Origin of the sequence: Streptomyces sp. NPDC020884, from assembly GCF_044333935.1 — a bacterium.
GTDB lineage: Bacteria > Actinomycetota > Actinomycetes > Streptomycetales > Streptomycetaceae > Streptomyces.
Genome location: NZ_JBIRRY010000018.1, coordinates 1 through 18,607 on the forward strand (window position 1 = coordinate 1; position 18,607 = coordinate 18,607).

16 protein-coding genes and 4 pseudogenes are annotated in these 18,607 nt (G+C 69.2%); 12 read left to right on the top strand and 8 right to left on the bottom strand.

Annotated features, from left to right (window positions below; genetic code table 11):
• Positions 1-83, bottom strand: a pseudogene (locus ACH4UK_RS36550) (electron transfer flavoprotein subunit beta); the annotation flags it as partial.
• Positions 84-252: 169 nt separating this feature from the next.
• On the opposite strand from ACH4UK_RS36550, the gene ACH4UK_RS36555 reads away from it, so the two are divergent.
• Complete coding sequence (locus tag ACH4UK_RS36555; RefSeq protein ID WP_398363546.1) at positions 253-1,017, top strand: TetR family transcriptional regulator; 765 nt, start codon at positions 253-255, stop codon at positions 1,015-1,017.
• A 125-nt stretch (positions 1,018-1,142) separates the two neighbouring features.
• Positions 1,143-1,511, top strand: a complete 369-nt coding sequence (locus ACH4UK_RS36560; protein WP_398363548.1) for a Zn-ribbon domain-containing OB-fold protein — start codon at positions 1,143-1,145, stop codon at positions 1,509-1,511.
• A gap of 24 nt (positions 1,512-1,535) precedes the next feature.
• Here ACH4UK_RS36560 and ACH4UK_RS36565 read toward each other — a convergent pair whose 3' ends face one another.
• On the bottom strand, positions 1,536-2,231 hold the full coding sequence (locus ACH4UK_RS36565) for a type 1 glutamine amidotransferase domain-containing protein (RefSeq protein ID WP_398363509.1): 696 nt from the start codon (positions 2,229-2,231) through the stop codon (positions 1,536-1,538).
• Positions 2,232-2,338: 107 nt separating this feature from the next.
• On the opposite strand from ACH4UK_RS36565, the gene ACH4UK_RS36570 reads away from it, so the two are divergent.
• Entirely contained in the window at positions 2,339-3,340 is a 1,002-nt protein-coding gene (locus ACH4UK_RS36570) for a LysR family transcriptional regulator (RefSeq protein WP_398363510.1), read from the top strand.
• Here the strand turns inward: ACH4UK_RS36570 and ACH4UK_RS36575 are convergent.
• Both ACH4UK_RS36575 and ACH4UK_RS36580 read right to left on the bottom strand, forming a co-directional pair.
• Positions 3,282-4,655 (bottom strand): uracil-xanthine permease family protein, encoded by a 1,374-nt coding sequence (locus ACH4UK_RS36575; protein ID WP_398363512.1) that lies wholly within the window; start codon positions 4,653-4,655, stop codon positions 3,282-3,284. The genes ACH4UK_RS36570 and ACH4UK_RS36575 overlap by 59 nt on opposite strands.
• Positions 4,652-5,773 carry an arylsulfotransferase family protein gene (locus ACH4UK_RS36580; protein ID WP_398363514.1) on the bottom strand — a complete coding sequence of 374 codons (1,122 nt, stop codon included), beginning with the start codon at positions 5,771-5,773 and terminating at the stop codon, positions 4,652-4,654. Before ACH4UK_RS36580 ends, ACH4UK_RS36575 begins: the two co-directional genes overlap by 4 nt.
• Positions 5,774-5,912: 139 nt before the next feature.
• Between ACH4UK_RS36580 and ACH4UK_RS36585 the strand changes: the two genes are divergently transcribed.
• From ACH4UK_RS36585 to ACH4UK_RS36600, 4 genes and pseudogenes are all read left to right on the top strand, one after another.
• Positions 5,913-6,530, top strand: coding sequence for a helix-turn-helix domain-containing protein (locus ACH4UK_RS36585; protein ID WP_398363515.1), 618 nt, complete (start codon positions 5,913-5,915; stop codon positions 6,528-6,530).
• Positions 6,531-6,968: 438 nt separating this feature from the next.
• A pseudogene (locus tag ACH4UK_RS36590) lies at positions 6,969-7,187 on the top strand (helix-turn-helix domain-containing protein); the annotation flags it as partial.
• A 169-nt stretch (positions 7,188-7,356) separates the two neighbouring features.
• On the top strand, positions 7,357-7,497 hold the full coding sequence (locus ACH4UK_RS36595; RefSeq protein WP_398363550.1) for a winged helix-turn-helix domain-containing protein: 141 nt from the start codon (positions 7,357-7,359) through the stop codon (positions 7,495-7,497).
• Positions 7,494-8,066, top strand: a complete 573-nt coding sequence (locus ACH4UK_RS36600) for a transposase (RefSeq protein ID WP_398363551.1) — start codon at positions 7,494-7,496, stop codon at positions 8,064-8,066. Before ACH4UK_RS36595 ends, ACH4UK_RS36600 begins: the two co-directional genes overlap by 4 nt.
• Before the next feature lie 6 nt (positions 8,067-8,072).
• Here the strand turns inward: ACH4UK_RS36600 and ACH4UK_RS36605 are convergent, their stop codons facing one another.
• Positions 8,073-8,579: an SUKH-4 family immunity protein gene (locus tag ACH4UK_RS36605; protein ID WP_398363553.1), complete on the bottom strand. Its 507-nt coding sequence runs from the start codon at positions 8,577-8,579 to the stop codon at positions 8,073-8,075.
• Positions 8,580-9,423: 844 nt separating this feature from the next.
• Here ACH4UK_RS36605 and ACH4UK_RS36610 point away from each other — a divergent pair.
• Positions 9,424-11,784, top strand: coding sequence for a FlgD immunoglobulin-like domain containing protein (locus ACH4UK_RS36610; RefSeq protein WP_398363517.1), 2,361 nt, complete (start codon positions 9,424-9,426; stop codon positions 11,782-11,784).
• A 212-nt stretch (positions 11,785-11,996) separates the two neighbouring features.
• Complete coding sequence (locus ACH4UK_RS36615) at positions 11,997-12,230, top strand: hypothetical protein (RefSeq protein WP_398363519.1); 234 nt, start codon at positions 11,997-11,999, stop codon at positions 12,228-12,230.
• A gap of 18 nt (positions 12,231-12,248) precedes the next feature.
• On the opposite strand, the pseudogene ACH4UK_RS36620 reads toward ACH4UK_RS36615, so the two are convergent.
• Positions 12,249-13,447: pseudogene (locus tag ACH4UK_RS36620) on the bottom strand (IS110 family transposase).
• Positions 13,448-13,736: 289 nt separating this feature from the next.
• Here ACH4UK_RS36620 and ACH4UK_RS36625 point away from each other — a divergent pair.
• The 3 genes and pseudogenes from ACH4UK_RS36625 (at position 13,737) to ACH4UK_RS36635 (ending at position 16,656) form a co-directional block, all read left to right on the top strand.
• Entirely contained in the window at positions 13,737-14,819 is a 1,083-nt protein-coding gene (locus ACH4UK_RS36625) for an IS110 family transposase (protein ID WP_398363521.1), read from the top strand.
• Positions 14,820-14,967: 148 nt separating this feature from the next.
• Positions 14,968-16,137 (top strand): annotated as a pseudogene (locus ACH4UK_RS36630) (transposase).
• Positions 16,138-16,380: 243 nt separating this feature from the next.
• The gene (locus ACH4UK_RS36635) at positions 16,381-16,656 is read left to right on the top strand and encodes a transposase (protein WP_398363523.1); all 276 of its coding nucleotides are present in this window, start codon (positions 16,381-16,383) and stop codon (positions 16,654-16,656) included.
• A gap of 596 nt (positions 16,657-17,252) precedes the next feature.
• Here the strand turns inward: ACH4UK_RS36635 and ACH4UK_RS36640 are convergent.
• Together ACH4UK_RS36640 and ACH4UK_RS36645 are read right to left on the bottom strand one after the other, a co-directional pair.
• Complete coding sequence (locus tag ACH4UK_RS36640; protein WP_398363525.1) at positions 17,253-17,975, bottom strand: DUF4328 domain-containing protein; 723 nt, start codon at positions 17,973-17,975, stop codon at positions 17,253-17,255.
• Positions 17,976-18,072: 97 nt separating this feature from the next.
• On the bottom strand, positions 18,073-18,591 hold the full coding sequence (locus ACH4UK_RS36645; protein ID WP_398363527.1) for a hypothetical protein: 519 nt from the start codon (positions 18,589-18,591) through the stop codon (positions 18,073-18,075).
• Positions 18,592-18,607 lie beyond the last annotated feature (16 nt).

Consider the following 18,607-nt stretch of genomic DNA (forward strand, 5'->3'; position numbering starts at 1 on the left):
TCCAGCGTCAGGTCATCGGCGAAACGCCGGTCACCGGTCGCGTCGGGCACGTACTTCACACAGACAACGATCCTCAAGCTCACGCCGGCTCTCCTGCCTACCTGGGTGTGGTCCCACCTGGGTGTCGTTCGTAGTCGTGATGACAATATGGCACTCAGTACCCTCTGTAAAGGTACGCAGTGCCAAAAGCGCCCCTCCGGTGCTACGTTTCGCCGCATGAGCGAGGCACGAGGACCCCAGAAGAAGGCACCCATGCGGGAGGTGCTCGCACAGGCGGCCTTCCAGCTCTTCCTGGAGCGGGGCTTCGAGCGGACGACCGTGGACGACATCGTGGCGCGGGCGGGGGTGGGGCGGCGTTCGTTCTTCCGCTACTTCCCGTCCAAGGAGGACGCGGTCTTCCCGGACCACGAGCGGTGCCTCGCGGAGATGACCGAGTTCCTCGCCGCCGTCGACGACAGCGATCCGGTGGGCGCGGTGTGCGACGCCGCGCGCATCGTGCTGCGGATGTACGCGGCCAACCCCGAGTTCTCCGTGCAGCGCTACCGGCTCACCCGGGAGGTGCCGGGGCTGCGGACGTACGAACTCTCCGTGGTGCGCCGCTACGAGCAGACCCTCGCGGGTCATCTGCGGGGCCGGTTCGGCGAGGGCGGCGACGGGGAGCTGCGGGCCGAGGTGATCGCGGCGTCCGTGGTCGCCGCGCACAACAACGGGCTGCGGCTGTGGCTGCGTTCGGGTGGGGCGGGCGACCCCGAGGTGGCTGTCGACCATGCGCTGGCCCTGGTGCGCGAGGTGTGGGCGCGGCCGGTCGGCGGGCCGGCCGCGGTGTCGTCGGGGCCGGAGCGGGAGGTCACGGAGATCGCCGGCGCCGCCGCCTCGTCTCCGGTCTTCGGTGACGGCTTCGGTGCCGGCCTCGGCGACGTCGACGGCCACGGTGAGGTGATCGTGATGGTGGCCCGGAAAGGCGCTCCGATGTGGCGCGTCGTGCAGCAGATCGAGGCCGCCGTCGGCGAGAACTGAGTACCAATAGGCACTCAGTACCTTTACTGTCCGGCACTGAGTGCCATATGGTGCGGACGCGCCGGCAGTGCAGGTGCGGCGCGTCCGAGTCGAGCGCAGGGGGTCGAGCCGTGTCCCAGACAGGAATGGGCACCGTCCAGAAGGCGCACGAGGAGTGCGGCCTCTCCTATCACCGCTGCCGTTGGTGCGGCACCGCTTCCTTCCGGAAGCTGCTGTGCCCGGTGTGCGCGTCGAGCGAACTGGAGCCTGAACGCACCACCGGCCACGGCGTGGTCGTCCGGACCGCCGTGGTCCACCGCTACACCGAGGCGGCGCGCAACGAGTCCCTGGTGCGCTTCTCCGAGGGGTTCGTCTTCCGCTGCCGGATCGTGGGGACGGCTCCGCATCTAGTGACGGTCGGGGCACTCGTCCGGCCCGTCCCCGGGGACGGGCCGGAGACGGGCGAGGTGGTGCTGGAGCTCTGCGAGCCGCCCGCACGGCGGGACTGGGTCTGAACACCCGCCCGGCCGCCCGGCCGGTCAGCCGAGCCGGTTGACCAGTTCGGCGGCCAACGGGGCGGACGACGCCGGGTTCTGACCGGTGATCAGATTGCGGTCGGTGATGATGAACGGGGCCCAGGGCTCGCCCTCCTGGAAGTCCGCGCCGAGCGCCACCAGCCGGTTCTGGAGCAGCCACTTGGCCTTCTCCGCGAGGCCCGCCTGGGTCTCCTCGGCGTTGCTGAAGCCGGTCAGCCGGTACCCGGCGAACGTGTATCCGCCGTCGGGGCCGGTCGCGGCCAGCAGCGCCGCCGGACCGTGGCAGACCACGCCCAGCGGCTTGCCCGAGGCCAGCGCGTCGGTGAGCAGCCGGCCGGAGGCCTCGTTCACCGCGAGGTCCTCCATCGGGCCGTGGCCGCCCGGGTAGAACACCGCGTCGTACCCGTCCAGGTCCACGTCCTCGAGCGCGACGGGACGCCGCAGCTCCTCGAACGCGTCCAGCGCGGCCGCGACCCGGTCCGCGCCCTCCGGGCCGCCGTTGAACTCGGGCGCCAGGCTTCCGCGGTCGACGGTCGGGACGACGCCGCCCGGGGTGGCGACGACCACCTGGTGACCGGCGGCGGTGAGGGTCTCGTAGGGGGTCACGGCCTCCTCGGCCCAGAAGCCGGTGGGGTGCTTCGTGCCGTCCGCCAAGGTCCAGTGGTCCGCGCCGGTCACCACGAAAAGGATCTTTGCCATGTCGTGCGTCTCCGTAGATCGAGAGGGTGTGCGGGGGAGTCCCGGTAGGGGCTGACCCATGCGACCGTAGGACGGATCACCCATAGGTTTCCAATAGGCTGGCAGCTATGAGAAATAAGGATCCTGATGGGTCCCCGGGGCTGGGCCGGACGGCGGACGCGCAGCCGGGTCAGGCCGCGCGGTCCGGTCCGGCCGAGCCGTCGGGGCCGCCCGATCTGAACCTCCTGCGGACCTTCCTCGCCGTGCACCGGTCGGGCTCCTTCACCGCCGCCGCCCGGCTGCTCGGCCTGTCCCAGCCCACCGTCACCGCCCAGATGCGCGCCCTGGAGCGGCAGGTCGGCCGGGAGCTGTTCGAGCGGCTGCCGCGCGGGGTCGCCCCGTCGCCGTACGCCGACGAGCTGGCGGTTCGGATCGTCGCCCCGCTGGACGCCCTGGCCGAGGTCACGGGCGAGGCGGTCCCGGCCGGTGAGCGCCCGGCCGCCCCCGTCCACCTGGCGGGCCCCGCCGAGCTGATGTGCCTGCGGGTACTGCCCGCGCTGGCTCCGCTGGTCTCCGACGGGCTGCTGCTGCGCGCCGCGACCGGGCTCACCGATCCGCTCCTGGAGGAGCTGCGGGCGGGCCGTCACGACCTGGTCGTCGCGACCTCCCGGCCGCGCGGCCGGGCGCTGTCCGCGGTGCCGCTGATGGACGAGGAGTTCGTGCTGACGGCCGCCCCGCGCTGGGCCGCCCGGACCGGGGGAGCGGAGCGCATCGCCGCGGAGGGGCCGGGCGCGCTGCACGGCCTGCCGCTGGTCACGTACGCCGAGGACCTGCCCATCGCCCGCCGCTACTGGCGCCATGTCTTCGGCCGCCGGCTCGACTGCCGGGCCGCCGTCACCGTGCCCGACCTGCGCGGGGTTCTCGCCGCCGTGGTGGCGGGTGCGGGTTTCACGGTGCTGCCGCGCTACCTCTGCGCGGACGAGCTGGCCTCGGGCGCCCTCGTCGAGCTGTACGCCCCCGAGGACCCGCCGATCAACACCGCCTACCTGGTGCAGCGCCCCGGATCCGCCGTCAACCCTCAGGTGGCGCGGGTGCGCGATCTGCTGATCGACTCGGCCCGCGCGTGGTGACGGGCCGCGGCTCCCGGGGGCCGGTGCGCGGCGGCCGGTCGGCGACGGCGAAGAGCGCGTGCAGCAGGACGGCCGCGAGTGTTCCCGCGACGACGCCGGACCCCAGCAGGGTCCGGATCCAGCCCGGGAACCCGTCGTAGAGGGTCGGGGCGACGATCGGCAGGAGTCCCACGGCCAGCGCGAGCGCCGCGATCATCGAGTGGCTCCGCTCGGCCAGCTCGGAGCGGGCGAGCATCTGGACGCCCATGACGGCGATGACCGCGTAGACGACGAGCGCGGAACCCCCGACCACGGCGGGCGGCAGGCCGGCGACCGCACGGGAGAGCGGGGAGAGAAGCCCCACGGCGACGAGGAGACCGCCGGCCGCCGCGGTCACGAAGCGGCTGCGGACCCCGGTCAGCCGGCTGATGCCGATGTTCTCGGAGCTGGTCACCATCAGCGACGCCCCCAGAGTTCCGGCGAAGAGGGACATCAGCGCGTCGGCGCGGGCGACCTTCGGGACGTCACGGCCGGGATCGGCCGCGCGCCCCGAGGTCTCGCTGTTGAGGACGGTCTGCCCGGTGATCTCGGCGAGCGTGCTGAGGCTGAAGACGAGCAGGGGCAGCGCGGCGAGCAGGTCGAACCGCGGTGTCCCGTAAGGGAAGAGCGCCGGGAGCGAGAAGCCGCTGCCCGGGGCCGGGCTGAAGGCGCCGAGCCCGCTGATCACCGCGATGGCGGTGCCTGCCGCCATGCCGATGAGCACCGCGCTCTGCCGCCACACGCCGCGCAGGAAGAGGTACGCCGTCAGCGTGACCGCCACCGTGATGCCCGCCAGGGCGACCGACCCGCGCGCCGTCTCCCCGGTCGGCCCGGTGATCAGCTGAGCGGCCACCCGCACCATGGCGATGCCGATCAGCAGGACCGTCACGCCCATGACGAGCGGCGGGAAGAGCCTCACGATCCGGCCGTACAGCGGAACCACGGCCAGCAGCAGGACGGCCGCCAGGAGCACCGAGCCGCTGGCGACGGCCGGGCCGTGATCGGCGGAGATCTGGATGAACAGCGCGGTGGCGGCCCCGCCCGGCAGCATGACGAACGGCAGCCGGGCCCCGAAGCTCCCGACGCCGAGCGACTGGAGCAGCGATCCGGCCCCGCACAGGACGAGAACCGCGCTGAGCACCGAAGCCGTCTCCGCCGGGGTCAGGCGCAGCGCGGTGGCCGTGAGGAAGACGGTCGACACGGGGGCGGCGGCCATCGCCAGGACGTGCTGGAGGGCCAGCGGCACCAGCCGTCCGGGAGGGACCCGTTCGTCGGCGGGCGCGATCGTCGCCGTCACCGTCCGGCCCCCAGCCAGGGCAGCTCGGCGGCCGCGTAACGGTAGGCCCGGAAGACCGCGTTCGGCTCGGCCGGGAACAGGCCGCGCACCTCGGCCTCCTCGTAGCCGCCGAAGTGCGGGACGACGTACTCCCAGACCAGGAGCCCCTCGGCGGTGACCTCGAACAGCCGGCCCGCCGGGGAGTCGGTCACCAGGGTGTTCCCGTTCGGGAGGCGTTGGGCCGCTCCCATGAACGGGGCGAAGAAGGACTCCTTGGCGGGATCGTGGTACTCCCACGCGATGTTCCCGGCCCGGTCGATCTCGATCACCCGCGAGTACGGCACGTCGTGCCCCGGGCGGAAGACGCCGTTGTCGAAGACGAGCAGATTGCCGTTCGGCAGCTCGGTGGGATGGTGCTGCTGCGAGACGGTGCCGGGGGCCGTGCGCCACAGGATCTCTCCCGTCGCGCGGCTGATGACGACGACCGCCGAGACGCTGCGCAGGCTCGCCAGGATGTTGCCGTCCGCCAGCGGCGTGACCGAGTTGATCAGCGGCCAGTGCTCCCGCGCGTAGTCCGGATGCAGGGCGAAGGCGTCCCGGTCCAGATGCTCGCGGGCGCTCCACGACCACACCTCCCGTCCCTCAAGGTCCACCTGCTTGATGGTGTCCGCCCATACGACGCCGCCCGCCGCCTCCGACCCGGGCGTCCCGCCGCGCACCCCGGCCGCCTCCGCGCCGGTCAGCGGTTCGAGCGCGGTGTAGAGGATGCCGCCGTCGTCGAGATGGTGCGCGTCGTGGTGCTGGAGCGGGTCGCGGTACTCGCGCAGGGCCGTGCCGTCGGGGGCGTACACGCCGAGGACCCCGCCGCGGTACTTGTGCCACATCGGGAAGAGGGCCTTCTCCCCGGGCAGCACGCCGTTGTACGCGAGATTCCCGCCGGGCAGGATCCGGGCGTGCCGGCCGGCCCGGTACGGCAGCCGCCAGGTGTGCACGTCCTCGCCGCGCAGATCGATCAGATGCACGGCGCCGCCGCCGGTGAGCGGGGCGAAGAGCGTGTAGCCCTCGAAGGCCTTCTCGGCGTCGAGAGCGATGAGACCGGTGCCGCGGCGGCGGCGCTGGTTCTGGTCGACGGTGGACACAACAACCTCGCTTCAAAGTTTCTTTGATGGGATCGAACTTCTTTGAAGGTAGAGACGAAGTGTGTCAGCGGTGTGACGGGCGTACGAAACCTCCCGCGCCCCTGCGTAAGGTGACTTGCTCCGGGGAGGAGACACGATCATGAGCGACACGCGGGCGAACGGCGACGAGCGGCCGGGCGCCGGACCGCCGAACCCCGGACAGCCGGGTGCCGGACAGCCGACCCCCGGACTCGGCAGCGCCGTCCGCCAGCGCCGGCGGGCCCTCGATCTGACGCTGGCCGTGGTCGCCGAGCGCAGCGGCCTCTCGGTCCCCTTCCTCAGCCAGATCGAGAACGAGCGCGCGCGGCCCAGCATGCGTTCCCTCCAGCGCATCGCCGACGGCCTGCGGACCACCGCCGTCGAACTCCTGGCCGCCTCCAGCGCCACGGACCGGTCCGTGGACGTCGTCCGCGCCCAGGACGACTCGGGTCTCGCCACCGATACGGGGGTGCGCCCGCTCGTACGCGGCAACCACCAGATGCACGCGCTGGAGTTCACCGGGACCCAGCACGCCGACCGCGAATTCCTGCACGGGAACGACGAGTTGATGTACGTGGCGGACGGCGCGGCCGAGGTGGAGGCGGACGGCCGCACCTTCCGCCTGGAGCGAGGTGACACGCTCTACCTCACCGGCGGAGTGCGTCACCGATGGCGTGCGACCCGTACCGGCACCCGCGTCCTGCTGGTCTCGGTCTCGGGCCACGGTCCCGGCAGCTGAGACCCCGACCACCGGAAGGAACCGCCGTGTTCACCACTCGGCCCACCCTCCAGGGCACCTTCGGCATGACGTTGTCTATCGGGTGGCGCTGACCTGCATCGATGTGGCTCTTCCCCCCTGATCTGCGGGGATAGGTCTTTCAGCGTCTTTCGGGATCGTGCTGAGTTACGCGGTCGATTCTCCCCACGCGCTCCCCAGACCCGTCGATACTCCCCAAATTCTCCCCCAGGAAGCGCCTCTGTTGCGGACCTCAGGGGCAGGGGCGTCAGCCCATTGGGGGGCACAGCTCAGGCCACGCTGAGTGGCTGCCTGCGTTGGCAGGGTAGAGCCTGACGCCAAGCGGATGACGACAAGACGCCGGTCTGATGCGGTCGGAACAGGGCATCGGACAGGTCGCTCGGGTGCGGCTGCTCTCGGAGACGCATTTCCGTAGTACCGATGGCCGCCGCCCGCCACAGGGCGCAAACAGGCGCGACTGGGAGCGTGTTGGGATCAGACAGGAGCGGAGGGACCGAAACGGGCCCTCGAAGGCCGTCACGGCTCCAGGCGGTGGCTGGCTTCGAGGCTGGCGAGAAGAACCGGGAGATCGCTGCCTCGTTGCGTGTATCGGAGCGGTCGGTGGAACGCTGGCGGCGCCAGTGGCGCGAGAACGGTCTGGCCGGGGTGGCATCGAAGGGATCTCCCGGCCGGCCGCGACTGTCGGACACACAGATAGCGCGGCTGGAAATGGAGTTGGAGGGCGGACCGCTGGCGCATGGGTGGGCCGATCAGCGGTCGACGCTGGCCCGGGTGAAGACGATGCCGCCTGTTCCACGTCTCGTACACGGTGGAGGGTACGTGGCGGCTGCTTCGGCGGCACGGATGGTCGTGGCAGCAGCCCGCCCGGCGGGCGATCGAGCGCGACGACGACGCGGTGGAGCTGTGGAGGCGGGAGGTCTGGCCGCGGGTAAGAGCACCGCGGCGGTGAGCAACGCCTGGGTGGTCTTCGAGGACGAGGCCGGCCAGTCGATGACGCCGCCGCGTGCCAGGACCTGGGGCCGCCTGGGCGTCACTCCGGTCGTCCGCGTGCGCAGACGCGGTTCGGGTCGGGTCTCGATGGCGGCGATGACCTGCTACAAGCCCGGTGAGCGGTCTCGTCTGATCTACGCGGTCCACGAGTATTGGGGCCGTAAGGGCGAACCGAAGGGTTTCGGCTGGAAGGACTACCGCGACTCGATCGTCCGTTCCCACGCTCAGCTCGGCGGCCCGATCGTCCTGGTGTGGGACAACCTGCGCATGCACCTGGTCGCGCCGCTACGGGAGTTCTTCGCGGCCAACACCGTCTGGCTCACCGTCTTCCAGCTACCGACCTACGCCCCGGACCTGAACCCGCAGGAGGGCGTCTGGTCGCTGGTCAAACGCGACATCGGCAACCTCTCCGCCGCGGCCCTCAGCCAGATCACCCGAGCCGTGAAGCGTCGCCTCAAAAGGATCCAGTACCGACCAGAGCTGGTCGACGGCTGCCTGACGGCCACGGGTCTGACGCTGGAGGGCTGACGTGCTTCAGTCCTCCCAGTTCGCGTAGTCGCCCATCGCGACGTCGTCACACAGGGTCTCCCATAGCCCGTTGTGTGCGAGCGCGGTGTCATCGAGGGTGGCCAGGAGCTCGCGGAGGTCGCCCGCCGCCTCGTCGAATCTGTCCTCCTCGCCTTCTTCGTAGAACGGGAAGCGGGCGATGGTGGCCGCGACGCACCGGTGGAAGGCTTCGAGGTCCCTGTTCACGTGATTGGTGGTCAAAGACTCGGCTATGGGGATGTGCACGATGCGGCGCGAAGCCACTTCGATGGCGATGTGTCCAAACAGGCCGCTGGTCCCGAAGACGACCAGCCCGCTCTCGTCCATCCCGCCGAGGACTGCCGCCTCGGCCAGCGGTTGGTACTCATAACCGATCAGCCCCGCCGGGGCGCCGATCTGCCGCAGATCGGCGGCGATCTCAGTGGGCACCTCCGGTGAGCAGCCGATACGGACCACGACGTACTGGGGCAACGGCAACGGCGGCAGGTCTCGCATCACGCGGACATCATCCTCGTACTCCCGCGTCGTGGGAAACTGTGATCCGGGGCCCCCAGCACCACGCGGGCAGACCCCAACATCACGGATTCAAGTTCAGTAGTCACACCGGCATTGGTCTGCCTGCGGTTTCGCCGAGTGTGCATTACGGGCGATATCTTGACGCATATTCGACGCACGTGACGTACGTTTGACGCACGGCCTGATGGCGCGTGAGGTAGCCGTTGGCGGCCATGATGGCGTGAGAAGCGGCGAGTGGTGCTTGGCCCTGCTCTGCCTTGGCGAAGTCGGCGTCGCGTGTCGCCCTAGAAGGCTGATGAAGATCTCGGGGAGGGTGGTCCGGCCGTGAGGCCGGACCACCCTCCCCGGTCATGCGCTGGCGGTAGCGAGGTGCCAGGTGCCTTGGGTGTGGGTGAGTCCGATTGATCAGTCGGCGGAGGTTGAGGGTGGCGGCTCGGGTGTGGAGTCAGGGGTTGATGCCGCTGTCGACCGCTCGGCTGAGCACGGATGGGGCGCGAGCGTCAGGAGCTGCGAACGTCACCGCGGTTGCTTGCCGATGACCGTGGCGACGAGGCGACGATGATTCGGAGCGAGATGATCCGGAAGCGGTTGACGCAGAGATTTTGTCCCCTTGCGCATGATTCGTAAATGTGTTCGAACTTGGTGCATCTCCTGTGTTAGCTTGCCGCGCCTGTTGGAGACCAGCTGGAGGTGTCACGTGGCCTCACGCCACAGAACTAACCGAACACGATTGCTCGTTCGAGGCACGCTCGCCACGACCGTGGCCCTTGCGGCCACCGGCGGTGCGCTGCCCTTCCTCCTTACCGGCGCCCACGCCGAAACGATGGCACCACAGACCCTGACGATCAACGCACCGGATCGTTACCTTCCGCGCTCCTACAACCTGGAGTCGGCGGGCACGGCGGCCGACCTGAACCGCATGGAGGTCGACGGAAGCGACGCCGTCACGGCGTATCGCTGGAGCCCCGCCACCGGTGACCCGCAGACCGTGGGCAAGGACCCGGCCGACACCTCCGCCGAGCGTGTCGGCGGTCACGCCTCCGACGTGGTCGGCGTCTACACCGCAGCGGACAGGTCGGTGGAGCTGAAGGACATGAAGGCCGGCACGGCGGCCCGTTTTACGCTCCCCGAGGGGCAGACGTACCACGGCACGTACGGCGACAGCGTCGTGACGGCCACCTGGACGGCCGGCGGTGACGTCGACTCGCTGCACTTGCTGCGTCTGCGCGACGGACAGCTCACGGACACCCCGGTGACCGGCGAGAACGGCGTCCGCGTCGCCTCGTCCAAGGTGCTCGGCGCGGGCGACGGTCTACTGGCGATCTTCGTGTCCGGCGACTCGACGGGCCAGATCGGACTGGTCGACCTCGCGACGGGGAAGATCACCGGTGTACTCAAGGGTTCGTGGGGCAGCGACCACACGCAGGTGGTGTTCTCCGGGACGCACGCCGGGTGGTTCGATCCGGCGTATGGCGATCAGAAGGTGCACCTGCTGCGCAAGGACGCCCTGAGCGGTACGGAGACCACGGTCGGAGTGGCGTCGACCTACGAGCAGCGGTCGTACGTCGCGCTGGCGGGGTCCTGGGTTGTCTCGCTGCGACAGACCGAGTCGTTCCGCAACGGCGATGCGCCGAAGGACCGCGGCGAGCCGCTGCTGGCCGCACCGATCGGTGGCGGCGAGGCGAGGACCCTGCTGCCGCACGCCCGCCTCGGCGGAAAGTACGGGCTGAACCCGACGCCGGACGGTGGCGTCTTGGTCGCCGGCGGCAGCTCGGCGGGCGACTGGGCCGTGCGCAAGGTGAGTCCGCGGGCTGACGGCAGCCTGGACGTGAACTCCGTGCGGGCCGTGGCGCCCAAGCCAGGTACATACGGGGACGTGGCCCTGGCGGCCGGCGACCTGGCGGTGCAGGAGACGGACACCAACTACCTGCCGTCGCTTTACAAGCGGCACATCGAGCTGGGTGACACTCCGTCGGCCGGTACCCGCAGCCTGGTGGTCGAGCCACCGCTGAGCACGGACGGCACGGGCGGTTCCGCGGGCGTTGGGGCGTACGCACTGGGAGACGGCACCTTCGCCTATCCCAAGGGCAACAGGATCGTGGTCCGCTCGAACCCCGACGACGCGGTGACCATCGCCGCGCCCGGCAGCGGACGGGTGGTCGACGCCTCCGGCCGGTACGTGGTCTTCGGGTACGGGTACGTGTCGGGGTTCGGGCAGTACCAGCAGTACGTCATCGACCGGGAGAAGTCCGGTGACGACAAGGTGCTGCTGACGCGTACGGCGTCGGCAGCCGCGGTCTGGGGCTCGACGTTCTGGACGCCCGGTGACACCAAGGGCACCGTCAAGGCCACCGACCTGAAGTCGGGTACAACCGAGTCCTTCTCGCTCGGCAAGGAGTGCACGCCCACGGACCTCCAGGCTGTGGGCCGTTGGGTCTACTGGGCGTGCGAGGGCTCCGGCGACCCCGCCGGCTCCGGCGTCTGGGACCGCACCACCCAGCGCATGATCGATGTCCCCATGGGCGGCGAACTCGGCGACGGCTACGTTGTCCGGCACGACGAGACCGCCGGCGAGCTCCAACTCGTCGACTTCCACACGGTCAACAGCGTGACGTCCCGCCCTCTGGCCGATATCACCGGTTACCTGGCCCAGGGTTACTACGCTGTCGACCGCTTCGGCGGCGGCGTGGCCTACGTCCCGGAGCGGGGCAAGCCCGGTGCCATGCGTGCTGTCGGCTCCGGCGTGCCCACCTCCTTGCTTGCCGAGATCGAGTCCGAGACCGAGACGTCTCTCGACCCGCAGTCGGCCACCGACGCCCGCTGGGACGGTTCCTGGCAGTTGTCCAAGCCGGGGGCGCCGGGCGCACAGGTCGTGATCAAGGACGCGGGCGGCAATGTCGTCCGCATGCTCGACGCCGTCCAGAATGGTGCGGCGCTCACCACGGCGTGGGACGGCAGGAACTCGGGCGGGGCCTTCACCCACAACGGGCCGTACACCTGGGAGCTGACCGCAGCTCCGCAGGACGGGCAGGGTGCGGAGCTGAAGCTTAGCGGTGCCATCACGGTGAAGAGCGCGGGCACCGCGGCGGCGCCCAAGGCGTTCAGAAGCCTCGTTTCGAGCGGCAGTTACGGAACGGTGTACGACCGTGACCCGCTCGCCGCGCGTAGGGAGAACACTCTCTGACGGATCGGGTCACTGTTCGGCGCACGTCGTGCCCCCGGCGATGCCATGACACTGTTGGCGAATCCCGGAGCTGAACGTGACGTCGGCCTTCATGACCCGTTGTGGTCGTGAAGGCCGACGTTGTGTCTGGGGGGTGCCCCTATGTATTTGGTCAAGGTCGGAGGCCAGTAGGTTCGGGTGGTCGAGGGTGGGGCCGAGCCGTAGGGGTGGGCATGGGCGATAGTCAGGTCACGATCGAGCTCACGGCTGATGAGGCGCTGGTGCTGTCGCATTGGCTGGAGAAGCTCCAGATGACGGACCTCAGTCGTGTTGTCGACGATCCAGCGGTCTGGACGCCGATCCATCGGATCGCCGGGACGTTGGACAAGGCGCTGCACGAGCTGTTCGCGCCTGACTACGACCGGCGGCTTGAGGCGGCTCGTCAGCGGTTGCGGCCGGAGGACTGACGGATCGGTTTGACCTCCTCATCTGGCGGTGGCGGGTTGAGGTTCGTAGAAGGTTCCGTCGCGGAGCATGGCGAAGAGGACGTCGGCCCGGCGTCGGGCGAGGCAGAGCAGAGCCTGGGTGTGGTGCTTGCCCTGGCCGATCTTCTTGTCGTAGTAGGCCCGGGAGGCCGGGTCGCCGAGGGCGGCGAACGCGGAGAGGAAGAAGGCCCGTTTGAGCTGCTTGTTTCCTCTTCGGGAGGGCTGTTCGCCGCGGATCGAGGAGCCTGAGTTGCGGGTCGCCGGGGCGAGGCCGGCGTAGGCGGCGAGGTGGGCGGCGGAGGGGAAACTGCTGCCGTCGCCGACTTCGATGAGGATCCTGGCTCAGGTCCTGATCCCGACGCCCGGCATCGAGATCAGGACCTGGGAAAGAGGGTGGGCCTCCAGCAGCTCCTCGATCCGACCGGCCAGGAGCTTGCGCTGGTCGAGGACGGCGGTGAGCGAGGCGGCCAGGCTCGGGACGATGAGTGCGGCCGCTTCGGTGCCGGGACCACCACGGTCTGCTCGTCCAGCGCGGTGAATATGTCCTCGACCAGGCGCTCGGCCATGCGCGGTGCCTTCGGCCGCAGCAGCGTGACCAGCCGCCGGCGGCCTGCCTTGCGTAACTGTGCCGGTGACCCGAACCGTTCCAGCAGGGTGAGAACGGCTGGGTGCTGCAGCCGTGGGCCCAGGACCCGTTCCAGGGACGGGTGGATCTGGGTGAGCAGGCCGTGGAGCCGGTTCGCGACCCGGGTGGCCTCGCCCGTCAGGTCGTCGTCGAAGCCGACGATCATCTCCAGCTCGGCGATCGTCTCGTCTTCGAGGCCGACCGAGCGCAGGGTTTGAGGCATCGCGCGGGCGGCGTCAGCGATGATGAACGCGTCCGTCTTGGCCTCGCCGGGATAGAGGTCGGCGATCCGCCGCATCGTCAGACCAGGCAGGTAGGCGACTGGGCAGCCCATGTCCCTCGCAACCGCCAGCGGCAGGGCCCCGATCGAGGCCGGTTGATCGACCACGACCAGCACCGTCCCGTGCTTGGCCTGCAACTTCACGAACAGCTCCCGGAGCTTGGGCTCGGTGTTGGGCAGCCGCTTGCCGAACGCCTTCTTCCCGGCCGGGGTGACGGCGGTGGCGTGGTGTTCGCCCTTGCCGACGTCCAGGCCGAGGAAGACGTCGATGTCGCCGGTCTCGATCACGTGCATCCTCCGGTCGTGCTTCCGCCCGGCCTCGTCCACGGCACCGATCGCCACATCCACATTACGAAGAGCCTCCCGACCTGCGAAGAGGTCGTGGTCATGCCCCTGACTTGTTGAATTGCCCCCAGATGCTCGGTCTGCAGCCGTAGCGTCCAGGGTGCCGGTCGGCACTGGCTCGCATAGCTCCTTGCCGCCCTTCGGGCTGGCTCATGATTAGCGTGCCGCCGCCGTCCGGCACCCGCGCGGTGTGGCTCGACAGAGGCATGAACGTGTGAGACCGCAACTTCAAGTCAGGGTGCCCACCGCATACTTCTGCCGCTTCGAGCTCCAGGTCAGGATGCGCGTGATCACTATCGGGATCGACCCTCACAAGTCCTCTCACACCGCTGTCGCCATCGATGCCGCAGGCCACAAGGTCGGCCAGCGGAAGTTCATCGTCAACGCCGGCACCTTCGGCCAGCTGATGCGCTGGTGCGAGCAGTGGGCCGAACGACGGTTCGCCGTCGAGGGCGCCGGCGGCCTTGGCAGGACCCTCGCCCAGCAGCTGGCAGCCCATGGCGAGGACACCGTCGACGTGCCCTCTACTCTGTCGGCCAGGGCGCGGCTCCTGGCCACCGGAGGCGACCGCAAGACTGATCCTGCTGACGCGCTCCACATCGCTCAGGTGGCGCTGTTCCGCACCGACCTGCGCCAGGTGATGGCCGAGGACCAGTCCACCATCCTGCGGCTGCTGACCGAACGGCACAACGACCTGGTCAACGAGCGAACTCGCATCACCAACCGCCTCCACGCGGTCCTTCGCGACCTGCTGCCCGGCGGTGCCCCCACGAGGCTGTCGGCAGAGAAGGCCGCAGCTTTGATGAAGGGGATCCGGCCCCTCACTGCGACCGACAACTGCCGCCGCGACATCGCTCGTGATCTCCTGGCTGACCTTCGTCGGCTCGACCGCCAGGTCAAGGAGAATGAAGCGCAGATGCGCGAAGCTCTCGCAGCCTCTCGGACGACGTTGACGTCGCTGCCAGGGCTAGGGACCGTACTCGCCGCCAAGGTCCTGGGGCACATCGGTGACGTCACCCGTTTCCCCACCGAGCACCACTTCGCCAGCTATACCGGTAGTGCTCCTCTGGATGCCTCCAGCGGGAAGAACGTACGCCACCGCCTCAACACCGGCGGCAACCGAGCGCTGAACTCAGCCCTTCACATCATCGCGATCTGCCAGATCCGAGACGGAGGCCGCGGCCAGGAGTACTACCTCCGCAAGATCTCCGAAGGGAAGACACCCGCCGAGGCACGCAGGGCCCTCAAACGGCGTCTCTCGAACGTCGTCTACCGGATCATGAAACGAGACCAGCGGAGCCAACTTGCACCAGCAGCTTGACACACAGAGGCGCTAATCAGCGGTCAGTCAGTGCCTCCGGGCCCGGTGACACCACCCCCCGGATCATGGTTAACAAGGGGGGGAAGTCATGCCGGGCCCGGAGGCCGGGAGCCCCATTGCGGGGCCACCAAAAAGGTAATGGGGGGCGGTGTCGTTGCACGCGAGGAAGATCGGCGGGGTTCCTGAGGAGACGGCCCGGGTGGCGCGTGCCGCTTTCCCGAAGGGCAGCCTCGCGATGCGGATCCGGGACGAGCTGGGTGAGTTGTTCTCGGACGCGGACTTCGCCGGGCTGTATCCGAGCAGGGGGAAGCCTGCCTGGTCGCCGGGCGGGCTGGCGCTGCTGTCGGTCCTGCAGTTCGCCGAGGGGCTCTCCGACCGGCAGGCCGCGGACGTAGTGCGCGGGCGGCTGGACTGGAAGTATCTGATGGGACTGGAGCTGGCCGATCCGGGGTTCGACCACTCGGTGCTCACAGAGTTTCGGAACCGGCTGATCGCCCTAGACGCTGGTGCTGAGCTCTTGGACCGGGTCCTTGAGGCCGCCGCTGGGCGGGGCCTGCTCAAGGCCGGCGGCCGTGCGCGCACGGACTCCACGATCGTCCTGCCCGCCGCCCGGCAGATCAACGGGTGGTGCGGCTTGGTGTGACCCTGAGGGCCGCGTTGAACAGCGTGGCCGCCAGCGAGCCGGCCCGACCGCCACCTGGTCGATGCGGGCTACGCGACCGCCCGGGAGGTGGTCACCGCCCGCCGCGACCACAAGGTCGACCTGGTGGGTCCCATCCTCGCTTCCACCAGCTGGCAGACGAAGGACAGCGGCGGCTTCTCCCAGGCCGACTTCACCATCGACTGGGAGAACCGGCGGGTGACCTGCCCCGATGGCAAGACCTCCAGCGACTGGTAGGAAGACCGTTCGCAACAGGGGGCGGCCGTGGTCCGGGCGCGGTTCCCGATGAGCGCCTGCAGCCCCTGCGAGACCAGAGCGCAGTGCACCCGCGCCGGCACCACGTCTCAGACGGGCCACCGGATCACCCTCCGCCCCCGACCGGAGCAGGAAGTGATCCAGCAGGCACGAGCGCAGGAGGACACCAAGGAGTGGCAGGCGCAGTACGCACACCGGGCCGGCGTCGAAGGCGCCATCTCCCAGGGAGTACGAGCCTTCGGCCTGCGACGATGCCGATACCACGGCCTCGCCAAGGCCCGGCTACAGCACCAGCTCACGGCCACCGCGATGAACTTCCACCGGCTCAACGCTTGGTGGACCGACATCCCACGAGCCCGCACCCGCACATCCCACCTGGCTGCCCTCCGGCCCGCCGCATAGAACCCGGCGGGCCGGATTCGCCAAACAGTGTCATGCCATCGCCGGGGGCCCGACGGATGACGCCAGGATCGGCCGATGCCCTCTCCTCCGCGCGGTGTGCCGCACCACCGGGTGGGGGTCATGTCCGTCTACCGCAGCAATGCGAGAACCGGGCCTCGACCGACGGCTGAAGGGCCTTGGCCCCGGATGTTGAACACACGAGGCACTGGATCCTGAGGATCTGAGAACGGACATCTCGTGGTCATGAAGAACTATCCGCCGCAGTTCAGGGCGGACGCGGTCGCGCTGTACGAGTCGCGGCCGGAAGCGACGATCAGGTCGGTCGCAGCCGATCTGGGGATCAACCCGGAGACGCTGCGGAACTGGGTTCGGGCAGCCGGGGTGAGCCGTCCCCGAGGACGGCGGACGCAGGAACCAGCCCTGCCGTCGGCCCCGCTGGAGGCGGAGAACGCCGCCTTGCGGAAGAAGGTCCGTGAGCTGGAGGAGGAACGGGAGATCCTGCGCAAAGCGGCGAAGTAATTCGCCGGGGAGACGCGCTGGTGAACAGATTCCAGTGTGTCGCCGACCTCCAGCGCCCGTCACGGCCTGAAGCGGCTCTGCAGCATCCTTGGCGTCAATCGCTCGAGCTTCTACTACTGGCGGGGGGATCGAAGGGGTCCGGTTGCGCCGCCGACACCGCACCACCGTCCCCGACCTTGCCGCCGCCAAGGCCCCGGACCTGATCAGCCGCGACTCACCGCGGATAGGCCGAACACGAAGTACGTCGGCGACATCACCTACCTGCCCATCGAGGGCGGGAAGTTCTGCTACCTGGCGACCCTTATCGACCTCGCACCGAGCGCGAGGCCCGACTCGACGCCTTCCGATGGCTCCACCGCTACAACACCCGACGCCGACAACTCCCACCTCGGACAACGATCACCGATCACCTTTGAGAACGCCCTCCACCGCACACCAACTACGCTGGCACAAGCCGCATATCCCGTGTTCAGGATTTGGGGTCAAGGCCCTACTGTGGCGAACCCCACCCATCGGACTCGGCGGCGGGAGCAGTGCGGCCTGGCCTCGGCGGGCACGGCGTGTCCGACGGACTGCTGGCCCACCACCGACCGAGATCAGCTGAGCGGCTCTTCTCGGACGGTCGCCCCTTCCCGCACCCTGACGTGTTGCATGCGCGTCAGCGTGCGGACCAGCCGGACAGCGAGAACGGCACAGACGATGTCGAGAAGGTCAGAGGCCATGAGAAGGCCGAGAGCCACATTCGTCGGGCCGATCGATTCGGCAGTGTCGTAGACCGCGCCGCCTGCCAATGAGATGAAGCCCTGCGCGAGCCAGAAACTCCACCACAGGTTGATCAGGCCATGGCCCGGCCGGTCGGGCGCGTGCGGTCCCGCGGGACGGCTTGCTTCCCAGATGTCGAGGGTGATCCGTCGTGGGAACCACAGGTTGACGACCGGGACGATCCAGCCCCAGCCGGTCCAGCTGCGGCCATGGCGGTGTGTGCCGGGGGCGAAGACTTCGGCGTTGTCGCGCAAGCGGTACAGCCAGCACACGTAGACGATTCCGGTGGCGAGGTAGAAGACGCTCCGGAGCAGGCCGAAGAGGTCGTAGGCGCGCTGCCGGCCCTCGACGCCGGGCACCGTCCACAGAGCCGTCCGGTCGTACGGCATTCCGCGCAGCAGGTCGTACAGATGGGCGCCCGAGGCCAGGGACAGCACATCCGTGGCGATCACAGCACCGAGCAGCAGGGAGGTGGCCAGCCCCAGGCCGACCGGTGAGCGCAGCACTGCGAGGTACGCGGGTGAAGGGGCGGCAGTCTGCGTCGCGTTCGTGTTCATACTCCGACCAGCGACGCAGGCGTTCCAGGCGTCACACCTAATGCGCGCCCGGGGCCGTCACGGGGGACTCAGGTCGGGCGCGGGGGCGGTGTGCCACTCAGTCCATTGGATAGAAGTCGGGCTCCGGAAACAGCCTCGCGATCGAGAACGGCTCGAAATCGGGGTCGGTCAGCACACGGCAGACGAACTCGGAAGTGGACATGTTCACTTCGCGCCAAGGATAAGGATCTCCCTGTGTGACGATGGGCCAGCTCGCCGGATCCTCATCCGCGGCCGCCAGCCAGAAGTAGCTGCATTTCATCTCACCGAACGCCCAGGGAATGAGGCCGCGCTGACCTGGCCGGTACATCCGGTAGGGCTTGAAGGCGGGATCGGGGCCGCTCTCCGGGCCGCCGTCGAGAAACTTCTTCCAGATCCTGACCAGGTCGAACTGCCTCGTGGCATCGACGGTGAAAACACGCAAAAACTCCGAGAATTCGCCCTTGCCGAACGTCTCGGCAAGCTTCTTGTAATCTTCGGGCAGTGGTGTACCAAGATCTTCCTCGACGCTGTTCCAGGGAATATCGAGCCGAAGCGGCTCCCAGTGCGTGACCTCAGCGATTCGCTCGATCCACATTCTCTTCACATTCCGA

What these genes read in the sequence shown, in the direction of transcription:
- ACH4UK_RS36645 (WP_398363527.1), bottom strand. Translation starts at nt 18,591, where the DNA reads ATGTGGATCGAGCGAATCGCTGAGGTCACGCACTGGGAGCCGCTTCGG.
- ACH4UK_RS36610 (WP_398363517.1), top strand. Translation starts at nt 9,424, where the DNA reads ATGGCACCACAGACCCTGACGATCAACGCACCGGATCGTTACCTTCCG.
- ACH4UK_RS36555 (WP_398363546.1), top strand. Translation starts at nt 253, where the DNA reads ATGCGGGAGGTGCTCGCACAGGCGGCCTTCCAGCTCTTCCTGGAGCGG.
- ACH4UK_RS36605 (WP_398363553.1), bottom strand. Translation starts at nt 8,579, where the DNA reads ATGCGAGACCTGCCGCCGTTGCCGTTGCCCCAGTACGTCGTGGTCCGT.
- ACH4UK_RS36570 (WP_398363510.1), top strand. Translation starts at nt 2,339, where the DNA reads ATGAGAAATAAGGATCCTGATGGGTCCCCGGGGCTGGGCCGGACGGCG.
- ACH4UK_RS36635 (WP_398363523.1), top strand. Translation starts at nt 16,381, where the DNA reads ATGAAGAACTATCCGCCGCAGTTCAGGGCGGACGCGGTCGCGCTGTAC.
- ACH4UK_RS36585 (WP_398363515.1), top strand. Translation starts at nt 5,913, where the DNA reads ATGAGCGACACGCGGGCGAACGGCGACGAGCGGCCGGGCGCCGGACCG.
- ACH4UK_RS36565 (WP_398363509.1), bottom strand. Translation starts at nt 2,231, where the DNA reads ATGGCAAAGATCCTTTTCGTGGTGACCGGCGCGGACCACTGGACCTTG.
- ACH4UK_RS36560 (WP_398363548.1), top strand. Translation starts at nt 1,143, where the DNA reads ATGGGCACCGTCCAGAAGGCGCACGAGGAGTGCGGCCTCTCCTATCAC.
- ACH4UK_RS36640 (WP_398363525.1), bottom strand. Translation starts at nt 17,975, where the DNA reads ATGAACACGAACGCGACGCAGACTGCCGCCCCTTCACCCGCGTACCTC.
- ACH4UK_RS36615 (WP_398363519.1), top strand. Translation starts at nt 11,997, where the DNA reads ATGGGCGATAGTCAGGTCACGATCGAGCTCACGGCTGATGAGGCGCTG.